Raw genomic sequence first — 17,143 nt, 5'->3', positions numbered from 1 at the left:
TCCTAGCTATTGTAAATATTTTCTAATTCCTGCCAAATGGCGTCTGTTGGCATGTCCTTGCCTGTCCACAATTTAAAGGCACCTGCTGCTTGATGAAGCAACATGCCAAGTCCGTTCACAGCCTCTATTCCCTGTTTCCTAGCTAAGGCCAAGAAAGGTGTTTCAAAAGGCTGATAAATGATATCAGCAACCAAGAGTCCCTTAGGAAATTTTGTATCTGTAGGAATAGGTAAGGATGCGCCATCCATACCTACACTCGTCGCATTCACCAATAAATCAGCCTGGCCTAGTTCCTCTTTAAAATACTTAAGATCATTTAAAGCATGAAACTCCAAGTGACAAGTTGTCTGTTCAAGTAAGGACTTAAAGCTCTCTTTTGCCTTATCCAATGACTGAGGGCGAACATAGACACTTACTTTTTTGGCACCATCAAGAACTGCCTGCGTCACAATAGCTTTAGCCGCACCACCAGCACCCAAAATCATCAGATGGGCATCTTTAGGGCTAAAGTTCTTTAGACTAGCAAAAAAGCCAAAACCGTCCGTATTATGACCAATCAAACGCCCATCACGATTAACAACTGTATTGACAGCACCAATCAGTTGAGCTGCAGGACTAATCTCATCCAAAAAAGGAATAACTGCTTCCTTATATGGCATGGACAAATTGATACCGAACATGTCGTAACGTCTAATATTTTTAACTGTCTCGGCTAGGTCTGATTCCGGAATCTCCCAGGCCACATAAACACCATTAACTTGTGTCTTCTCAAAGGCCGAATTATGAATGAATGGCGAAATCGAATGCTTGATTGGATTGGCGACAACAGCTGCTAGGCGTGTGTGTCCATCAATCTGCATCCAAAACCTCCCTGATTCTGCGCATGTCTGCTAAACTAATTTGTCCTGGAGCACTGGCATTATCAAGACTGGCAAAGGTCCATGATGACCCTATCAAGTCGCCCGCAAAACGTGACAAACGACCTAGTTTACCCATTGACATGGTCACAAACTCCTGCTCAGGATTAAAGGCCTTAAAGCCACGTGTGAAGTTCATAAGGTCGAGAACATCCTGCTCATGCTTAGGTATAACTGCGACCTTAACCACTCGTGGTGTCAAGTTTGCCATCTCAGAGAAAAGTTCCATGAGGTTTTCAGGTGTCTCCTCAAAGTTATGATAAGACAAAACCAAGTTTGAAAATTCGAGCATTTGATCAAAGACAGCCTTACGTGTGAAATACTCAAAATCAATATAATCTGGCGAATAAATCGCAGCTACATCCTTAATCAGTGCGACATATTCCGCATCCGTTAACTCAAGCCTACCACCCTCACGCGTTGTACGGATGGTAAAGACAATCTCAAAGCCTGCGAATTTCTCGAAAATAGCCGGAGCAACCGTTAAGATACTATCCTTATCTAAAAAATCTGCACGCCATTCAATAATGTCTGCCCCCTCAAAACGAGACAGTTCAAGCGCTTGTGCCTCCTCTAAACTAGTTGGCATAATCGGAACTACAATTTTCATTTATTTACCTTTATTGTGTATACTTTCAAATAATTTGATGTTGGATCATTAGGATTGACGGTAAAATCCGCTGGTAATTGTTGCAGGTTAACGAAGTCCGCTGAAACATCTCCCAAGCCCTTACGTAGTTGTTTCTTAAACTGTTGCACTGTCATATTAGCAGCATTGGTACTTGCGATGATTGTCCCATGCTCTGATAAAATATCAAGACTTTGTGCAATTAACTTGTGGTAATCCTTATTTGCTGAGAAAGTGCGTTTCTTATTTCGAGCAAAGCTTGGCGGATCGATGACGATAAGGTCATAAGATAAGCCTTTTTTCTTTGCATATTTGAAATAATCGAAGACATCCATCACGACCAAGCGATGATTTTCCATACTGAAGCCATTAGCTTCAAAATGAGCCGTCGATAATTCACGTGAACGCTTAGCCAAATCAACCGATGTCGTTTCAACCGCTCCCCCCATGGCTGCAGCCACTGAAAAAGCTGCCGTATAGGAGAACATATTCAAAACTGATTTTCCCAAAGCTAAGCCATTAACTAAACCATCACGCACTTCATGCTGATCAAGGAAAATCCCCGTCATTAGCCCATCATTGAGGAAAACTTCATAAGTTACCCCATTTTCTAAAATGGTGAAGGTATCAGCCGCCTCTTGCCCAAAAAGATGGTCTGATTCGAAATCAAGACCCTTGAAGCGGATTTTCTCATAGCCTCCCAAGACCTCAGGAAAGACCATTTGGAAAGCCTCTACAATATCATTTTTCAAGGAATAAACAAAGGCATTGTACCATGAAAAGAGGGCATAATCCCCATATAAATCAATTGTGAGACCACCAAAATCGTCACCATCTTGGTTGAAAAGACGAAAAGCTGTCGTCAACTCATTATCATAATAGGATTGACGTTTGGCCTTAGCCCTTTCAAAAAGTTCTTGAAAATAAGTCACTGTCAATTGTTGTTTTTTAGGGGACAGAAACCATCCTATCCCCTTATTTTGACTTGACAAATAGCCCGTTCCTAAAAAGTCTTTGGATTGGCTATACAGATAAACCAACTGATTATTTTCAGTTATTTTTGGAAAATCTTCGGCTAAAAGAAGCTGTTTTCCTTGTTTGATTTTTTTCTCCGCAAAGGGACTTACCGTCAATATACTCATGTTACTATTATACCAAAAAAATGCTATTATTTCTGTTTCGTAACTAGATTTTATCAATTATATGTCAAGGAATATCACACTCAATGGCAGTAAATTTTTGAGAGTCATTATCTTATTTGGTATAATGGTTAAGATAATATAGAATCAAAGGAAGTATTACTTTGAAAAAAATTACTGAAGCCTTTTGGAAAGGAGTTTCATCAAGACTTGGATTTATCCTCTTGTTACTCTTCTTTTACTGGCTAAAAACCATATTCGCTTATTACGTCAACATTAATCTTGAGTTGGAAAGCAGATATCAGGTTATGCTTTCGCTGATTAACCCTATTCCACTAGGATTAATGCTTCTAGGTTTAGGACTATACTTCAAGAAACGACGTTTCTTTTATAGCATTACCATTGCTATCTATGTCATCCTTAACCTCTTACTTATTGCTAATGTGATTTACTTTGGAGAGTTTACAGACTTCATCACTGTAAATACCATCCTAGCAAGTTCTAGTTCGGCAGCAGGACTAGGAGACTCAGCCAAGAACCTTCTTGAGCCAAGCTATATTTTCTACCTGATTGATGTTCCTTTCTTCATCTATGCTGGTTTCAGGAAAAAGCTTAAAATGGACAGCAAGCCATTTAATAAACGAGCTAGTTTCGCAGTTACTGCACTATCAACACTCCTACTCTCAGTTAACCTCTTCTTAGCGGAAGTTAACCGTGGCGAGTTGTTGACACGTGGTTTCTCAAATAACTATATTGTTCGTGCTATGGGGCTTCCCTTCTTCACAGCCTATTCTGGTAACTTAACTTATCAAGCTTCACAGGCTCGATCATCTGCAACAGCTGAGGATATGAAAAAGGTTGAGGCTTACGTTAAAGAGCACTATGCGGCACCTGACCCTAAGTATTACGGAATTGCTAAAGGAAGAAACGTCATCGTTATTCATCTGGAAAGCTTCCAACAGTTCCTCATTGACTACAAGCTCCAAGTAGACGGTCAATCCTATGAAGTTACACCATTCATCAATTCCATCTACCACTCAAACGAAACGCTAGCCTTTTCAAACTTCTTCCACCAAGTAAAATCAGGGAAAACTTCTGATGCTGAAACCTTGATGGAAACGTCTCTCTTTGGACTAAGCACAGGCTCATACATGGTAAACTATGGCGGTACCAATACCGCCTATGCGGCACCATCTATCCTAGCTCAAACAGGTGACTATACATCAGCTGTTTTCCACGGAAACACTGGATCCTTCTGGAATCGTAATAATACCTATAAACAATGGGGGTATAACTACTTCTTTGACTCATCAGCCTTCACTGAAAAAACTGATGAAAACTCCTTCCAGTATGGTCTAAATGACAAGTACATGTTCCCAGATTCCATCAAGTATCTGGAACAAATGCAACAACCTTTCTACGTTAAATACCTTACAGTATCTAACCACTACCCATATACTTCTCTCTCAGGTGATGAAAAGGAACAAGGTTTCCCACTTGCCGAAACAAAAGACGAAACAGTCAACGGATATTTTGCAACAGCTAACTATCTTGACTCAGCAATCAAAGACTTCTTTGATTACCTCAAGGAAACCGGTCTTTACGATAACTCGATTATTGTCATGTACGGTGACCACTATGGTATCTCTGATACACGAAGCAGCAATCTTGCTGAACTTCTCGGTAAGAACCCTGAAACTTGGTCAAACTATGATAAAGCCATGCTTCAACGTGTTCCTTACATGATTCATATTCCAGGCTATACTGGTGGTGGTATCTCTAACACCTTTGGTGGTGAGGTTGATGCCCTTCCAACTCTCCTTCACGTTCTTGGCGTTGACACTAGCTCTTATATCCAGATGGGACAAGACCTCCTATCTCCTGATAATAAGCAAACCGTCGCATTTAGAACCTCAGGTCAATATGTTACTCCTCAATACACCAGCTACTCTGGTCGACTTTATAACACTCAAACTGGGGAAGAAATTACCAACCCTGATGAGACAACTAAAAAAGATAACGAAGCCATTCGTAAGGCAGTAGCAACTCAACTTTCGATGAGTGACGCTGTTCAAACAGGTGACCTTCTTCGTTTCTATACGCCAAACGGTTTGAAGCATGTTGATTCTAGCAAGATTTCCTACACTAAACAGATGGAGCAACTAAAAGAAATCAATAAAAAGCTGAAAGATAAATCAACCAGCCTCTACAAACAAAAAGGCAATAAATCAACAGCTGATCTATTCAAGACCCCATCTTACAAGGAACTACATCCTGCAGAATCTGAATCGAGTTCAAGTGAATCAGAGCCAAGTAGCTCCTCAACGGAACAACAATAAGCCTTAAAAGCAGTCCTGTTTGGACTGCCTTTTTAGATTAAACAATTATCAATCCTACTTAACTGGAAAATCATAATCCTCATAGCACTCGCCTCAAACATATCTCTTGCTAGTTTACTATAAGCGTGATTAAATAGAGTTTGTAAGAAAACTTATAAAGGAGAACAGATATGAATCCAATGGACCTATTTAACCAAGTAAAAGAAATGATCGAAAAGAAAGATTTCGAAGCTGCTAAAAAGTTTGTCGATGACAATAAAGATGATTTAGGCGAATACTTTGACCAAGCTAAGTCACTTGTTTCAGGTAACGAAATGGTTAGTGGAGCTTTAGACAAGATTAAAGGTCTATTCTAAGATGCGATCCCCTCAATCCTATTGATTGAGGGGATTTTTTATGTTTAGAGTTTCTATTTAGAGACAATGCATAACACAATCTAAGATTCTTTAGAAACACAAAAAAGAGATTCCTAAGGAACCTCTTTTTATTCTATATAACTATAGAATTATTTTTTCAAGTTGTAGAATGATTTCAAACCACGGTATTCTGCAACTTCACCAAGTTGGTCTTCGATACGAAGCAATTGGTTGTATTTAGCGATACGGTCAGTACGTGACAATGAACCTGTCTTGATTTGACCAGCGTTAGTTGCAACTGCGATATCAGCGATTGTTGAATCTTCAGTTTCACCTGAACGGTGTGATACTACTGCTGTGTATCCAGCTTCTTTCGCCATTTCGATAGCGTCGAAAGTTTCAGTCAAAGTACCGATTTGGTTAACTTTGATAAGGATTGAGTTAGCAGCGTGTTCTGCAATACCTTTTTCAAGGTAAGCTGTGTTAGTTACGAAGAAATCGTCACCAACCAATTGAACTTTACCACCAAGACGTTCAGTAAGAGCTTTCCAACCGTCCCAGTCGTTTTCGTCCATACCATCTTCGATAGTGATGATTGGGTATTTGTTAACCAATTCTTCAAGGTAGTCGATTTGTTCTGCAGCAGTACGAACAGCAGCGCCTTCACCTTCAAATTTAGTGTAGTCGTAAACTTTACGTTCTGCATCGTAGAATTCAGATGATGCACAGTCAAATCCGATAAATACATCTTTACCTGGTACATATCCAGCAGCTTCGATAGCTTTGATGATAGTTTCAACACCATCTTCAGTTCCGTCGAAACGAGGTGCAAAACCACCTTCGTCACCTACGGCTGTTTCAAGTCCACGTTCTTTAAGGATTTTCTTAAGTGCGTGGAAGATTTCAGCACCCCAACGAAGAGCTTCTTTGAATGTTGGTGCACCAGCAGGTACAATCATGAATTCTTGGAAAGCGATTGGAGCGTCTGAGTGAGAACCACCGTTGATGATGTTCATCATTGGAGTTGGAAGAACTTTAGTGTTGAATCCGCCAAGGTAGCTGTAAAGTGGAACTTCAAGGTAGTCAGCAGCTGCGCGTGCTACAGCAATAGACACACCAAGAATAGCGTTGGCACCAAGTTTACCTTTGTTTGGAGTACCGTCAAGAGCGATCATTGCGCGGTCAATACCTTGTTGATCACGTACGTCGAATCCGATGATGTGTTCAGCAATAACGTTGTTTACGTTATCAACTGCTTTTTGAGTACCAAGACCACCGTAACGAGCTTTGTCACCATCACGAAGTTCTACTGCTTCGTGTTCACCAGTTGAAGCTCCTGAAGGAACCATACCGCGACCGAATGCACCAGATTCAGTGTAAACTTCTACTTCAAGTGTTGGGTTACCGCGTGAGTCAAGGACTTCGCGTGCGTAAACATCAGTAATAATTGACATTACAATACTCTCCTTATGAGTTAAATTTTTTTACACCTATATATTACCATAATATCAAGGCTTAAGCAAATTAAAACCAGAATTTTCTAGCGATTTTCTATTTTTTAATATTTTCAATTGTTTTTGAAAATCTCAGAAAGTAACTCAAATGAAAAGGAATTCAAAATATTGTATAATACAAGTAGAAAACTAAGAGGAGATTCCTATGACTTCACTTGAAAACAAAGTGCTCCAATGCGCTAGTGGCGAAAAACGCCTAAATCCCGATGAACTTCGTCAGTATTTTGGAACCTATGCGGAACGTGTAGTCCTAGCTGTTCTATTGGAGAATACCGAAAAGAAAACTGTAATTGACAATTTTCCGCAAATATTAAAAGACTTATTAGCCGTTTACCCTAATCTTAGTCTCAAACTTTCGCCAAAATTAGCTGATCAGACACAATTTACCTATATCAAGACCGCTCAAGCACTAAATATTTCTGCAACTATCGTTGACGAGGCCAAGGCCCATTCACCATACGGTCTTATCCTACATAGTAATCAAGCAGAGAATCTTGATAAAGTGTTATTTTCAGAACTCTATCCTGATATCCTTGCTCCTAGTGAAACTGAACCTATCCTTGAAAAAAAGGGATTTTTTGCTAAACTATTTGGAAAATAAAAGCTGATGCAAAGTCAGCTTTTTTTATATCACAATATTTTACTGAGCTTGATGACATTCCCAATATTGAGTCCTGTGCGATAGAGATTCTCCTTAGCGGTAGCTAAAACTTGGTCTAAGTCTGCTACTTGACCAATAATGGGAAAGGCAGCTGAAATGCCTGCTACCGGAAAATCAGGCAAGTCATCCTTCAGACTACCGCAGATAGCAATGACGGGAATAGCTGATGATGTCCGCCTAGCCACTCCGACCGGTGCCTTACCAGACAAGGACTGGCTATCCATACGTCCTTCTCCTACTATGACCAAATCAGCAGACTTCACACGTTGGTCAAAATCAACACAATCAAGTACAAAGTCAATCCCTGATTTAATTTCTGCACCCGCAAAGGTCACTAGGCCTGCAGCCATGCCTCCCCCTGCTCCTGAACCAGCCAGTTTTAAAACTTCAGGAGCAAAGTCAGTGTAGAATTGTGACATATCTTGGTCAACTTTTTTAAATTGTGAAGGAGCTAGGCCTTTTTGTCCACCAAAAATATAGGTCGCTCCATCTTGACCACACAAGGGATTATCTACGTCAGTAATCAGATGAATAGTAACACCAGACAAATCAATCTTATTTTTAGAGGATACCTTTTTAATAAGACCAAGATTAGCACCTATTGGCTCAAGCTCCTGTCCCTGAGAGTCATAAAAACGATAACCCAATCCATATGCCATACCAATACCACCATCATTAGTAGCAGACCCACCTACGCCTATGATAAAATCTCGGATGCCAGATTGAACCAAATGAACAATTACTTCACCCACGCCTTGTGTCGTTAGAGCTAGAGGATTTCGTTTATCCTTGGGAATCTGTTCCAAGCCACAAATCGCAGCCATTTCAAAAACGGCAGTCTGGCCATTGCTGGCAAAAGAAACACTTCCATCACTTGTATAGGCATGAGGAATCTCGATACTTTTCTTCTCAAGATTTAGATTTTCAGCAAGAGCATCTAAGGTGCCCTCGCCACCATCACCTATTGGCATGAGGTCAAACTCAGTGTCGGGTAAGGCCTTTTCAAAGCCCAATTTAAGAGCTAAGGCGACCTCTTTTGCAGACAAACTTTCCTTAAACGAATCAGGTGCAATCAAAATTCGCATAATCTCCTCCTTCTATTTTCCTTTTAGGTAAGGGGATAAAGCCTGAACTAACTCATCTGTCATATGTCGAGGACCTCGAACAGTTTTGATACCTAAACTCTTTAGTATATCACTGTCAAAGTCAGTATCATTAAAGGTGTATAAGGGTTTAATCCGCATCAACTCCTTAATACTCGCCTCTTCACGATAACCTTGATTAGGGATATTCGCTTCTAAAACCTGACAGAGGTAACGGATGGCCTTGGTAGGTGCCGTAATATAGATAGCCACCAAATCTCCCTTTTGCATATTAGCTTTCTGTGTCCAAAGAATCTCCTCATTTGCGGAGAACTCCTCTCCAATATCGTAGTATTTCAAATTTACCGGGATAATCCAATAATGAGGCTCAAAAGCCTTTCTAAGATGTTTTGGGGCCACTAGGGAGCGACTTTCACTAAGAAGCTCAAAAATGGTCTGGTCCGGCAATGTCCCATCTAAAACAAGACTAACCCAGGTCTTCTTGGACATATGGTAGCTAGGGAAAACCCCATCCATTTTCAAGAGCTTATCCATTTGCTTTGGATTAACCTTCAGGTTAACCACATCATAAATTAAATCCGCCTTTTCTCCATCAAGCCCTAGTTTTTCTCCCTTAAGAGGAAAAAACAAGGCATACCATTTACCATCAACCCTAAAGGACAAATAGCTTGGTTCCTTTTCGAAAGGATGGTCTGCTTGGTCTGAAAATTCTTGAACTAAAAACTGAGCTAGGCGATTAGCTTGTGGAGATGAGAAAAATTGATTTTCATAACAAGAATCAGCTAGCTGTGAGAGAAGTTCTCCATAAGCTTCTCTGACTTGACCAACGTAAGTTCCAGTGGTCTGAGGACTCCTGAAGATATCATAAGGCTCATCAAGATCGATATCAACAACCTGTCCCGTCAACTTGCCTTCTAAATCAATAAGCAGTCGAGCTTCAAGTTCATCAGCTATCAGTGTTTTTCTGAACTCGTAACCTTGCTCAGTAGTTGTAAAACCAAAAGGCTCTAGGCTATCCTGTTTTAGGATCTTCTGTTTAAAATAAGCATCCTCAAAAGTCATTAGTTCTCCCTTTTTCTAAAAAAGAGAAGTTGAGACAAACTTATGTCCCAACTCCTTTTTTATTTTGTTGACTGACGTAAGGTAAGACCGTGATTAAGAATAACATCTTTATCTTCAAGTTCTTCCTTATTCATAATTTTAGTCAACATACGCATGCTAACTGCCCCTAAATCATAGAGAGGATGATTAATACTAGAAAGGTTTGGACGTGTATAGCTTGTAATCGGTGAGTCATTGCTTGTGATGATTTCGAAGTCTTCTGGAACTGATTTACCTGCAGCAAAGAGGCCATTCAAGAGACCTGCAGCCAATTCATCTTCTCCAACATAGGCAGCAGTGGCACCAGAGTTCAAAACACGTTGTGCTAAATCAAAGCCATCTTTATAGCTATATTTGGCTTCAAAGACAAGACCTTCATTGTAACGCAAATTATTCTTTTCAAGTCCAGCCTTATAACCAGCTAGACGGAGCTTGCCATTAATATCATCAATTAGTGGTCCTGATACAAAGGCAACCTTTTCATTATTCTTGGCAAGTTGCGTTACAGAATCCTCAACGGCAGCTTTATAGTCGATGTTAACGCTCGGTAATTGGTGCTCGAGGTCCACTGTTCCTGCTAGGACAATCGGAGTACGGGTACGAGAAAATTCTGCACGAATTTTTTCCGTCAAGTGGTAACCCATGAAGATGATACCATCTACTTGTTTGGCAAATAGAGAGTTAATCACGGTAACTTCGTGATCGTCATTTTCATCACTAGATGCAAGAACAATATTGTACTTGTACATAGTTGCAATATCATCAATACCTTTAGCCAAAGTAGCAAAATAACTATTAGCAATATTTGGAATAACAACTCCTACAGTAGTGGTTTTCTTACTTGCCAAGCCACGCGCAACCGCATTTGGACGATAATCCAAACGATCAATGACCTCAAGCACTTTTTTTCGGGTGTTTTCTTTTACATTTTTATTTCCATTTACCACACGAGACACAGTCGCCATCGAAACGCCTGCCTCACGCGCAACGTCATAAATAGTGATTGTTTCATCAGTATTCATAAAAACACTTCCTTTCTCATTTTACGCTTACTCTTTCACGCTAATTGTATCAGATTCTGAAAACACTTTCAATTATTTTGACTGATTTTTACAAAAAAATGAAAGGGATTCCTTCTTCATGGTTATGAGGAAGAAAGCCGTTTCAGAAAAAGTCCTCTCATTTCGTGTTTCCAAGACTATACATCGCTTACAAAACTAGCCTAAAAAAGTCTCAATGAAAGTAAATGATTTAATGAAAAGCCAAAAAAACAGCTTGCATTTTCCTTATAAAAGTGACAGAATGAGTGTAAGAAATACAAAGGAGTTTTTTTCTATGTCTAAACTTGATCGCATTCGTCATTTTTTGAATGAAAATAAAGCAGGGCTAGCTATTGTTTCAGATCCTGTAACTGTCAATTATCTTACTGGTTTTGATTGTGACCCACATGAACGCCAAATGTTCCTCTTCGTCTACGAAAATCGTGAGCCTGCCCTCTTTGTACCTGCCCTTGAGGTTGCACGTGCCTCTGCTGTACTCGACTTCCCAGTCTTTGGTTATGTAGACTCTGAAAATCCATGGCAAAAAATCAAAGCTGGCCTAGCAAGCACAGACAGCCCTATTATTTATGCAGAGTTTGACAATCTCAATGTGACGAAGTTCCAAGGATTGCAATCGGTCTTTGAAGGTCGCTTTGAAAACCTGACACCATTCATTCAAAAAATGCGCGTTATCAAGTCAGCTGATGAAATTCAAAAAATGATTGTGGCCGGTGATTATGCTGATAAAGCTGTTAATATCGGTTTCGACAATATCTCTCTTGACGTTACTGAAACAGATATCATTGCTCAAATCGAATTTGGCATGAAGAAAATCGGTATCAATCAAATGTCCTTTGAAACGATGGTTCTTACAGGGAATAATGCCGCAAACCCACACGGTATTCCAGGAACTAACCGCATTGAAAATGATAGCTTGCTCCTCTTTGACTTAGGCGTTGTCAGTCAAGGCTATGTTTCAGATATGACACGTACTGTGGCTGTCGGTCAACCTGACCAATTCAAGAAAGATATTTACAATATCTGTTTGGAAGCTCAACTCACTGCTCTTGATTTTATCAAACCAGGTGTAACTGCCAGCGAAGTCGATGCTGCGGCTCGTAATGTTATTGAAAAGGCTGGTTACGGCGAATACTTCAACCACCGTCTAGGACATGGTCTTGGTATGGATGTCCATGAGTTTCCTTCAATCATGGAAGGAAATGACTTGGTTATCGAAGAAGGTATGTGCTTCTCTGTTGAACCAGGTATCTACATTCCTGAAAAAGTTGGTGTTCGTATCGAGGACTGTGGTTATGTTACAAAAGACGGCTTTGAAGTCTTCACACACACACCAAAAGAATTGCTCTATTTTGATGTTTAATTAATCCAGAAGGGTCTTCAATTAAGTTGAGGACCTTTTCGTTTGCACTCAAATTCAAAAGCCATATAAAAAGCTGACTCATCGTGAGTCAGCTTTTGCTATTTCTCCTCATGCTCTTGTCTAAGATAGTCAAGGCCTTCTTCAATCCATTCTGGCATTGCTTCTGCCAAAGGTTTAAAACCATAGTTCAAACGACTATCAGAAAAACGATGACGATGAGGGATTTTATTTTTTTCTTCCTCAAGGGTTCTCAAAGAAAGACTGGCCTTTTGTGTAAATTCATCAAAATCAACAACTTGAACTAAGACCTCCTGCTCTACCTTTAAGGTATTGTAGATATTGTCAATATAACCTGTCTTAATCTCTGAGATGTGAATCAAGCCAGTGGTACCATTTTCCAATGAAACAAAGGCACCGTAAGGCTTGATGCCTGTGATAACACCCCTAAGCTTGTCTCCAATTTTCATCTTAGTCTGCTACCTCAACTGTTTCAATTACAACATCCTCAAGTGGCTTATCTTGAGCTCCAACCTCAACATTGGCAATTTCATCAAGCACCTTGTAAGAATCTTCATCCACCAATTGACCAAAGACTGTGTGACGACGGTCTAGGTGAGGTGTTCCCCCATTTTCAGCATAAGCTTCTGCGATTGGTGCTGGCCATCCACCACGTTCAAGTTCCTTTTTAGCATAAGGAATTTCAGACGTTTGAACGATGAAGAATTGGCTACCATTTGTATCTGGTCCAGCATTAGCCATAGAAAGCGCACCACGGAGGTTATAAAGCTCTTCAGAAAATTCGTCCTGGAAGCTACCACCAAAGCTTGACTCACCACCCATACCTGTACCAGTTGGGTCACCACCTTGAATCATAAAGTCCTTGATAATTCTGTGGAAAATCACACCATCATAGTAACCACTCTTGGCCAAATTGACAAAGTTAGTAACTGTTAATGGTGCATGATCAGGGAAGAGTTTGATGACCAAATTACCATGATTTGTTTTAATTGTTGCGACTGGACCTTCTACTGTATCCAAGTCAAGTTGTGGGAAATGAAGTTCTTTTTCTACCAATCCGAGTTCCTCCAAGGCATTAAAAATGCCATCTTCTTCTATTGTTCCTGTAACGTAATCTGCTTTTTCTTTCAATTCTGGTGTGGCATTACCCATAGCAATCTTAAGTCCAACATAGTCAAAGATTTCCATATCGTTTGGACCATCACCAAACATCATGGCATTGACTGGTTTAAGATTTTCATGCTCCAAGACATGCTCGACACCAGAGGCCTTTGAGATACCATTTGCTACGACGTCAGAGGAGTGTTTGTGCCAGGGTACCATACGGACATGGGATGCGAGTTCTTCTGGTAATTCAAGGTCACCATCATTTTCCGCAAAAGTCCACATATGGTAAACATCATTCGACAAGTGAAAGTCTGGCTCCACATCACAAAGACCATAGACTGGTTTCATAGCATTATCAATCAAATCTGAACGCTCTGAGACAACTGGCTTATCCTTACCAGCAAAGCCCCAAGCAATTCCAATCTCTTTGCACCAAGCAACAAAAGCTTCTGTAACCTCACGAGCGAGGGGTTGGTTATAAATTTCTTCCCCTTTTCGATTAATCACATAAGTTCCATTGATGGTTACAAAATAATCGGGCTCTAGGTCTCGAATGTCCTCAACGACACCATAGTAGCCACGTCCTGTAGCAATCCCCGTCAAAATTCCTTTTTCTTTAAGCCCTTTGAAAACAGCCTTAATAGATTCAGGAATGTAGCCTGTCTTTTTAACACGAAGGGTGTCGTCAATGTCAAAGAAAACAATCTTAGTCTTCTTGGCCTTGTATTTTGTTTTAGCATCTACTGGCATCGCTAATCTCCTTTACAGTATCACAGCTAGAGTCAGGTATAGCTAGTATCCTAACTAAAGACCGCATGGTACTCTCATTATATCATGTCTTAAAGCCAAAAACAAAAAATCATCTAGGACTATAGTAGTCTTAGATGATAGGCGGTTTAACGGTTAACACTCTTGATAATACGTTTAATATCACGCTCTTGTTCACGACGCTTGATAGACTCACGTTTATCGTAATCGTGTTTCCCTTTGGCAATACCGAGCAATACCTTGGCAAAACCGTTTTTTAGGTAGACCTTAAGAGGAACTAGAGTCATTCCTGTACCCTTAAGATCATTTTGAAGTTTGGTGATCTGTTTCTTCTTGAGCAACAACTTTCTCGTACGGTCTGGATCTTGATTCCAAATATTTCCTTGCTCAAAAGGAGCAATATGGACATTGATTAACCAGGCCTCACCATTTTTGATTTGGGCATAGCCATCTTTAAGTTGGATGCGGGCCGCACGAACAGACTTAATCTCTGTCCCTGTCAGTACGATACCCGCTTCAATAGTATCAACGATACTATAGTCATGTCTAGCCTTTTTATTCTGAGCAACAACATTGCCTTCACCCTTTGGCATAGCAGTCCCTCCATTCTCATCCTATTTTCGTTTTTTAGCAACGTCCTTGTAAAAAGGTTTGTTCCCTTTTTTCTTACGACGACCACTCTCACGTCCCTTGTTATCATTATGAGGACGGTTTTGATTTTTACGTTTGTCTGGTTTCTTAGATGACTTACGTTTTTCGTCATAAGAGCCTTTACGACCATTACCATCTTGACGGTTACGGTTATCCCCACGTTTACCACGACGTTCGAAGTCTCCATTTTGACGGTCACGGCGTGGACCTCTATTGCGGAAGGCTTTCGCCTTCTCTTCACGTTCCTGACGTGCCTTGTGGTCTACTTTTTCAGTGATGTCATACTCACTTGGAAGGTATTGGAAGTCAATATCTCCGGTTTCCTTATCCGCACGTGTTAATTTGACACGGATAGGCTGACCAACTCGGAAAGTCTTACCAGTTTTCTCACCCTGAAGTGTCATGGTGCGTTCATTGTAATTGTAAAATTCTGGAAGGGTGGTGATGTGAACCAAACCTTCGATGGTGTTTGACAATTCCACAAACATACCGAATTTAACCACACTTCCGACAATACCGTCGAATTCTTGACCAACAAACTCTTCCATGTATTCCGCTTTTTTCATCGCTTCAACGACACGTTCGGCATCAATGGCACGGCGTTCAAGGGTTGAAGATGATGTCGCTAACTCAGGAATAACCTCTTCAAAATGTTCACGTGTTTCTTGAGACATATTGTTAGTGTACTCACGAATCATTCGGTGAACCAAGAGGTCTGGGTAACGACGGATTGGACTAGTAAAGTGGGTATAATACTGAGCCGCAAGTCCATAGTGTCCATGATTGTGTTCTGAATAGCGGGCTTGTTGCATTGAACGAAGCAACATCATATTCATAACTTCTGCTCCAGGTTTGCCTTGAACTCGCGCCATGAACTCTTGCAAGTCTAGTTGATCCATCTTATTGGCAGTTCCTTTGATTTGAACACCAAAGATAGAGGCATAATCCATGAAGCGTTGCAATTTCTCAGCTTTTGGCTCTTCGTGGATACGGTAGATAAATGGCAACTTAGCCTTAGCGAAGTGCTCCGCCACACATTCATTGGCAGCCAACATGAAGGATTCAATCATTCGCTCGGCTGTTCCACGTTCACGTACCACAATATCCACTGGCATTCCCTTCTCATTAACCAAGATACGAGCTTCAGATGTATCAAAGTTAAGGGCACCACGACGCTCACGCATGTCTTCTAAAATCTTATGCAGTTCTGCCATAGCTGATACAGAGTCCATGATTGGTTTAAACTGCTCAATCTTTTCTGGATTTCCAGCCAACATCTCATTGACATCACTGTAGGTCATACGGAAAGTTGTATTAATCACAGATTGGCAAATCTTATGATTAACCACCTTACCTTTTGGAGTAATCTCCATAATGGCTGACTGAGTCAAGCGATCAACATTGGGATTTAGTGAACAAATACCATTTGAAAGACGCTCAGGCAACATTGGCACCACACGGTCTGTCACATAAACCGAAGTCCCACGTGCTATGGCCTCACGGTTAAGAGCTGAACCTTCAGTGACATAGTAGGACACATCGGCAATATGAACACCAAGTTCAAAGTTACCATTTGGCAAACGTTTGATATGAACCGCATCGTCCAAGTCCTTAGCATCAGCTCCATCAATGGTAAAGGTTACCTCTTGACGAAGGTCAACACGACCAAGGAGGTCTTCCTGACTCGGTGCATCTGGTACAGCTTCTGCTTCCGCCATGACATCCTCTGGGAACTCTGAAACAATATCCATTGATTCTAAGACTTCCAAGACATCAATACCAGCATCCCCTTGATGACCAATAATGTCACGAACACTTCCTACGAAATAATCATAGTGACGGTTAGGATATTTTTCAATATCAACCTTGATAATTTCAGTACCGTCTAGGGCAACTGGTTCTTTCTTAATATAAATTGGCTGCTGAATTTTTTGATTTTTAGACTTAATGTAACCAGCATAAGGTTCTTTCTCGTCGCTAAGGATAAATTTCCCTACAACAGTCTTAAGCGAACGTTCTACAATTTCAACAACTCGTGCTTCCGCTGCTGTCCCACGCAAACGATCCGCTGGCTTCTTGATAACAACAGCAACAGTATCACCGTCAATGGCATGGCCAACATCATTACGACCAATGAACATATCATCTTCACTGTCATCGACATGCAAGAAACCAAAACCGTTCTTATTGGCACGGAAAACACCTTCAACAGTCACCTGATTTGGATTTTCTTTCTTAGGACGCAAGGAAACAGAGCCATCTCGATTAAAACGCAACTGTCCCTTACTTTCCATGGCTGATATGGCCTTGATGAGCTGAGGAAACTTTTCTCCCCCAGCATGATTAAGAGCCTGGGCTATGTCGTTTACACTGGATTTCCCATGCTCCTTCAAATAATTTATAATAGATTCTTTCATGAT

15 protein-coding genes are annotated in these 17,143 nt (G+C 40.6%); 4 read left to right on the top strand and 11 right to left on the bottom strand.

Annotation, left to right across the window (positions count from 1 at the left end; genetic code table 11):
• Window positions 1-2 precede the first annotated feature (2 nt).
• Genes ACYVQ1_RS01370 through ACYVQ1_RS01360 form a run of 3 tightly spaced genes read right to left on the bottom strand, consistent with a single transcriptional unit; the run spans window position 3 to window position 2,687 of the window.
• Window positions 3-860: a shikimate dehydrogenase gene (locus ACYVQ1_RS01370; protein ID WP_461249574.1), complete on the bottom strand. Its 858-nt coding sequence runs from the start codon at window positions 858-860 to the stop codon at window positions 3-5.
• Entirely contained in the window at window positions 850-1,527 is a 678-nt protein-coding gene (gene aroD / locus ACYVQ1_RS01365; protein ID WP_461249573.1) for a type I 3-dehydroquinate dehydratase, read from the bottom strand. Before aroD ends, ACYVQ1_RS01370 begins: the two co-directional genes overlap by 11 nt.
• Window positions 1,524-2,687: a class I SAM-dependent rRNA methyltransferase gene (locus ACYVQ1_RS01360; RefSeq protein ID WP_461249572.1), complete on the bottom strand. Its 1,164-nt coding sequence runs from the start codon at window positions 2,685-2,687 to the stop codon at window positions 1,524-1,526. Before ACYVQ1_RS01360 ends, aroD begins: the two co-directional genes overlap by 4 nt.
• Before the next feature lie 161 nt (window positions 2,688-2,848).
• On the opposite strand from ACYVQ1_RS01360, the gene ACYVQ1_RS01355 reads away from it, so the two are divergent.
• Together ACYVQ1_RS01355 and ACYVQ1_RS01350 are read left to right on the top strand one after the other, a co-directional pair.
• The gene (locus tag ACYVQ1_RS01355) at window positions 2,849-5,023 is read left to right on the top strand and encodes an LTA synthase family protein (RefSeq protein WP_461249571.1); all 2,175 of its coding nucleotides are present in this window, start codon (window positions 2,849-2,851) and stop codon (window positions 5,021-5,023) included.
• 170 nt (window positions 5,024-5,193) lie between these two features.
• On the top strand, window positions 5,194-5,379 hold the full coding sequence (locus ACYVQ1_RS01350) for a hypothetical protein (RefSeq protein ID WP_002890454.1): 186 nt from the start codon (window positions 5,194-5,196) through the stop codon (window positions 5,377-5,379).
• 149 nt (window positions 5,380-5,528) lie between these two features.
• Here the strand turns inward: ACYVQ1_RS01350 and eno are convergent, their stop codons facing one another.
• Entirely contained in the window at window positions 5,529-6,833 is a 1,305-nt protein-coding gene (eno, locus tag ACYVQ1_RS01345) for a surface-displayed alpha-enolase (protein ID WP_002886048.1), read from the bottom strand.
• 205 nt (window positions 6,834-7,038) lie between these two features.
• Between eno and ACYVQ1_RS01340 the strand changes: the two genes are divergently transcribed.
• Entirely contained in the window at window positions 7,039-7,494 is a 456-nt protein-coding gene (locus ACYVQ1_RS01340; RefSeq protein ID WP_461249570.1) for a YueI family protein, read from the top strand.
• Window positions 7,495-7,523: 29 nt separating this feature from the next.
• Here the strand turns inward: ACYVQ1_RS01340 and ACYVQ1_RS01335 are convergent, their stop codons facing one another.
• From ACYVQ1_RS01335 to ccpA, 3 genes are read right to left on the bottom strand one after another with little or no spacing between them, the layout of a single operon-like run.
• A complete protein-coding gene (locus tag ACYVQ1_RS01335; RefSeq protein ID WP_461249569.1) occupies window positions 7,524-8,639 on the bottom strand; it encodes a glycerate kinase in 1,116 nt (371 codons plus the stop codon).
• A 12-nt stretch (window positions 8,640-8,651) separates the two neighbouring features.
• A complete protein-coding gene (locus ACYVQ1_RS01330; protein WP_461249568.1) occupies window positions 8,652-9,719 on the bottom strand; it encodes an MmcQ/YjbR family DNA-binding protein in 1,068 nt (355 codons plus the stop codon).
• Window positions 9,720-9,778: 59 nt separating this feature from the next.
• Window positions 9,779-10,780, bottom strand: coding sequence for a catabolite control protein A (gene ccpA / locus ACYVQ1_RS01325; RefSeq protein ID WP_417164642.1), 1,002 nt, complete (start codon window positions 10,778-10,780; stop codon window positions 9,779-9,781).
• A 313-nt stretch (window positions 10,781-11,093) separates the two neighbouring features.
• On the opposite strand from ccpA, the gene ACYVQ1_RS01320 reads away from it, so the two are divergent.
• A complete protein-coding gene (locus ACYVQ1_RS01320) occupies window positions 11,094-12,179 on the top strand; it encodes a M24 family metallopeptidase (RefSeq protein WP_461249567.1) in 1,086 nt (361 codons plus the stop codon).
• Between the two features lie 98 nt (window positions 12,180-12,277).
• On the opposite strand, the gene ACYVQ1_RS01315 is transcribed toward ACYVQ1_RS01320, so the two are convergent.
• From ACYVQ1_RS01315 to rnr, 4 genes are all read right to left on the bottom strand, one after another.
• Window positions 12,278-12,646 (bottom strand): S1 RNA-binding domain-containing protein, encoded by a 369-nt coding sequence (locus ACYVQ1_RS01315; protein WP_461249566.1) that lies wholly within the window; start codon window positions 12,644-12,646, stop codon window positions 12,278-12,280.
• A gap of 1 nt (window position 12,647) precedes the next feature.
• Complete coding sequence (locus ACYVQ1_RS01310; RefSeq protein WP_461249565.1) at window positions 12,648-14,054, bottom strand: Cof-type HAD-IIB family hydrolase; 1,407 nt, start codon at window positions 14,052-14,054, stop codon at window positions 12,648-12,650.
• Between the two features lie 146 nt (window positions 14,055-14,200).
• A complete protein-coding gene (smpB, locus tag ACYVQ1_RS01305; RefSeq protein ID WP_002885905.1) occupies window positions 14,201-14,665 on the bottom strand; it encodes an SsrA-binding protein SmpB in 465 nt (154 codons plus the stop codon).
• Window positions 14,666-14,686: 21 nt separating this feature from the next.
• Window positions 14,687-17,140, bottom strand: a complete 2,454-nt coding sequence (rnr, locus tag ACYVQ1_RS01300; RefSeq protein ID WP_461249564.1) for a ribonuclease R — start codon at window positions 17,138-17,140, stop codon at window positions 14,687-14,689.
• Window positions 17,141-17,143 lie beyond the last annotated feature (3 nt).

The organism is Streptococcus parasalivarius (assembly GCF_054785155.1).
This window is presented reverse-complemented; position numbering and strand designations above follow the sequence as displayed.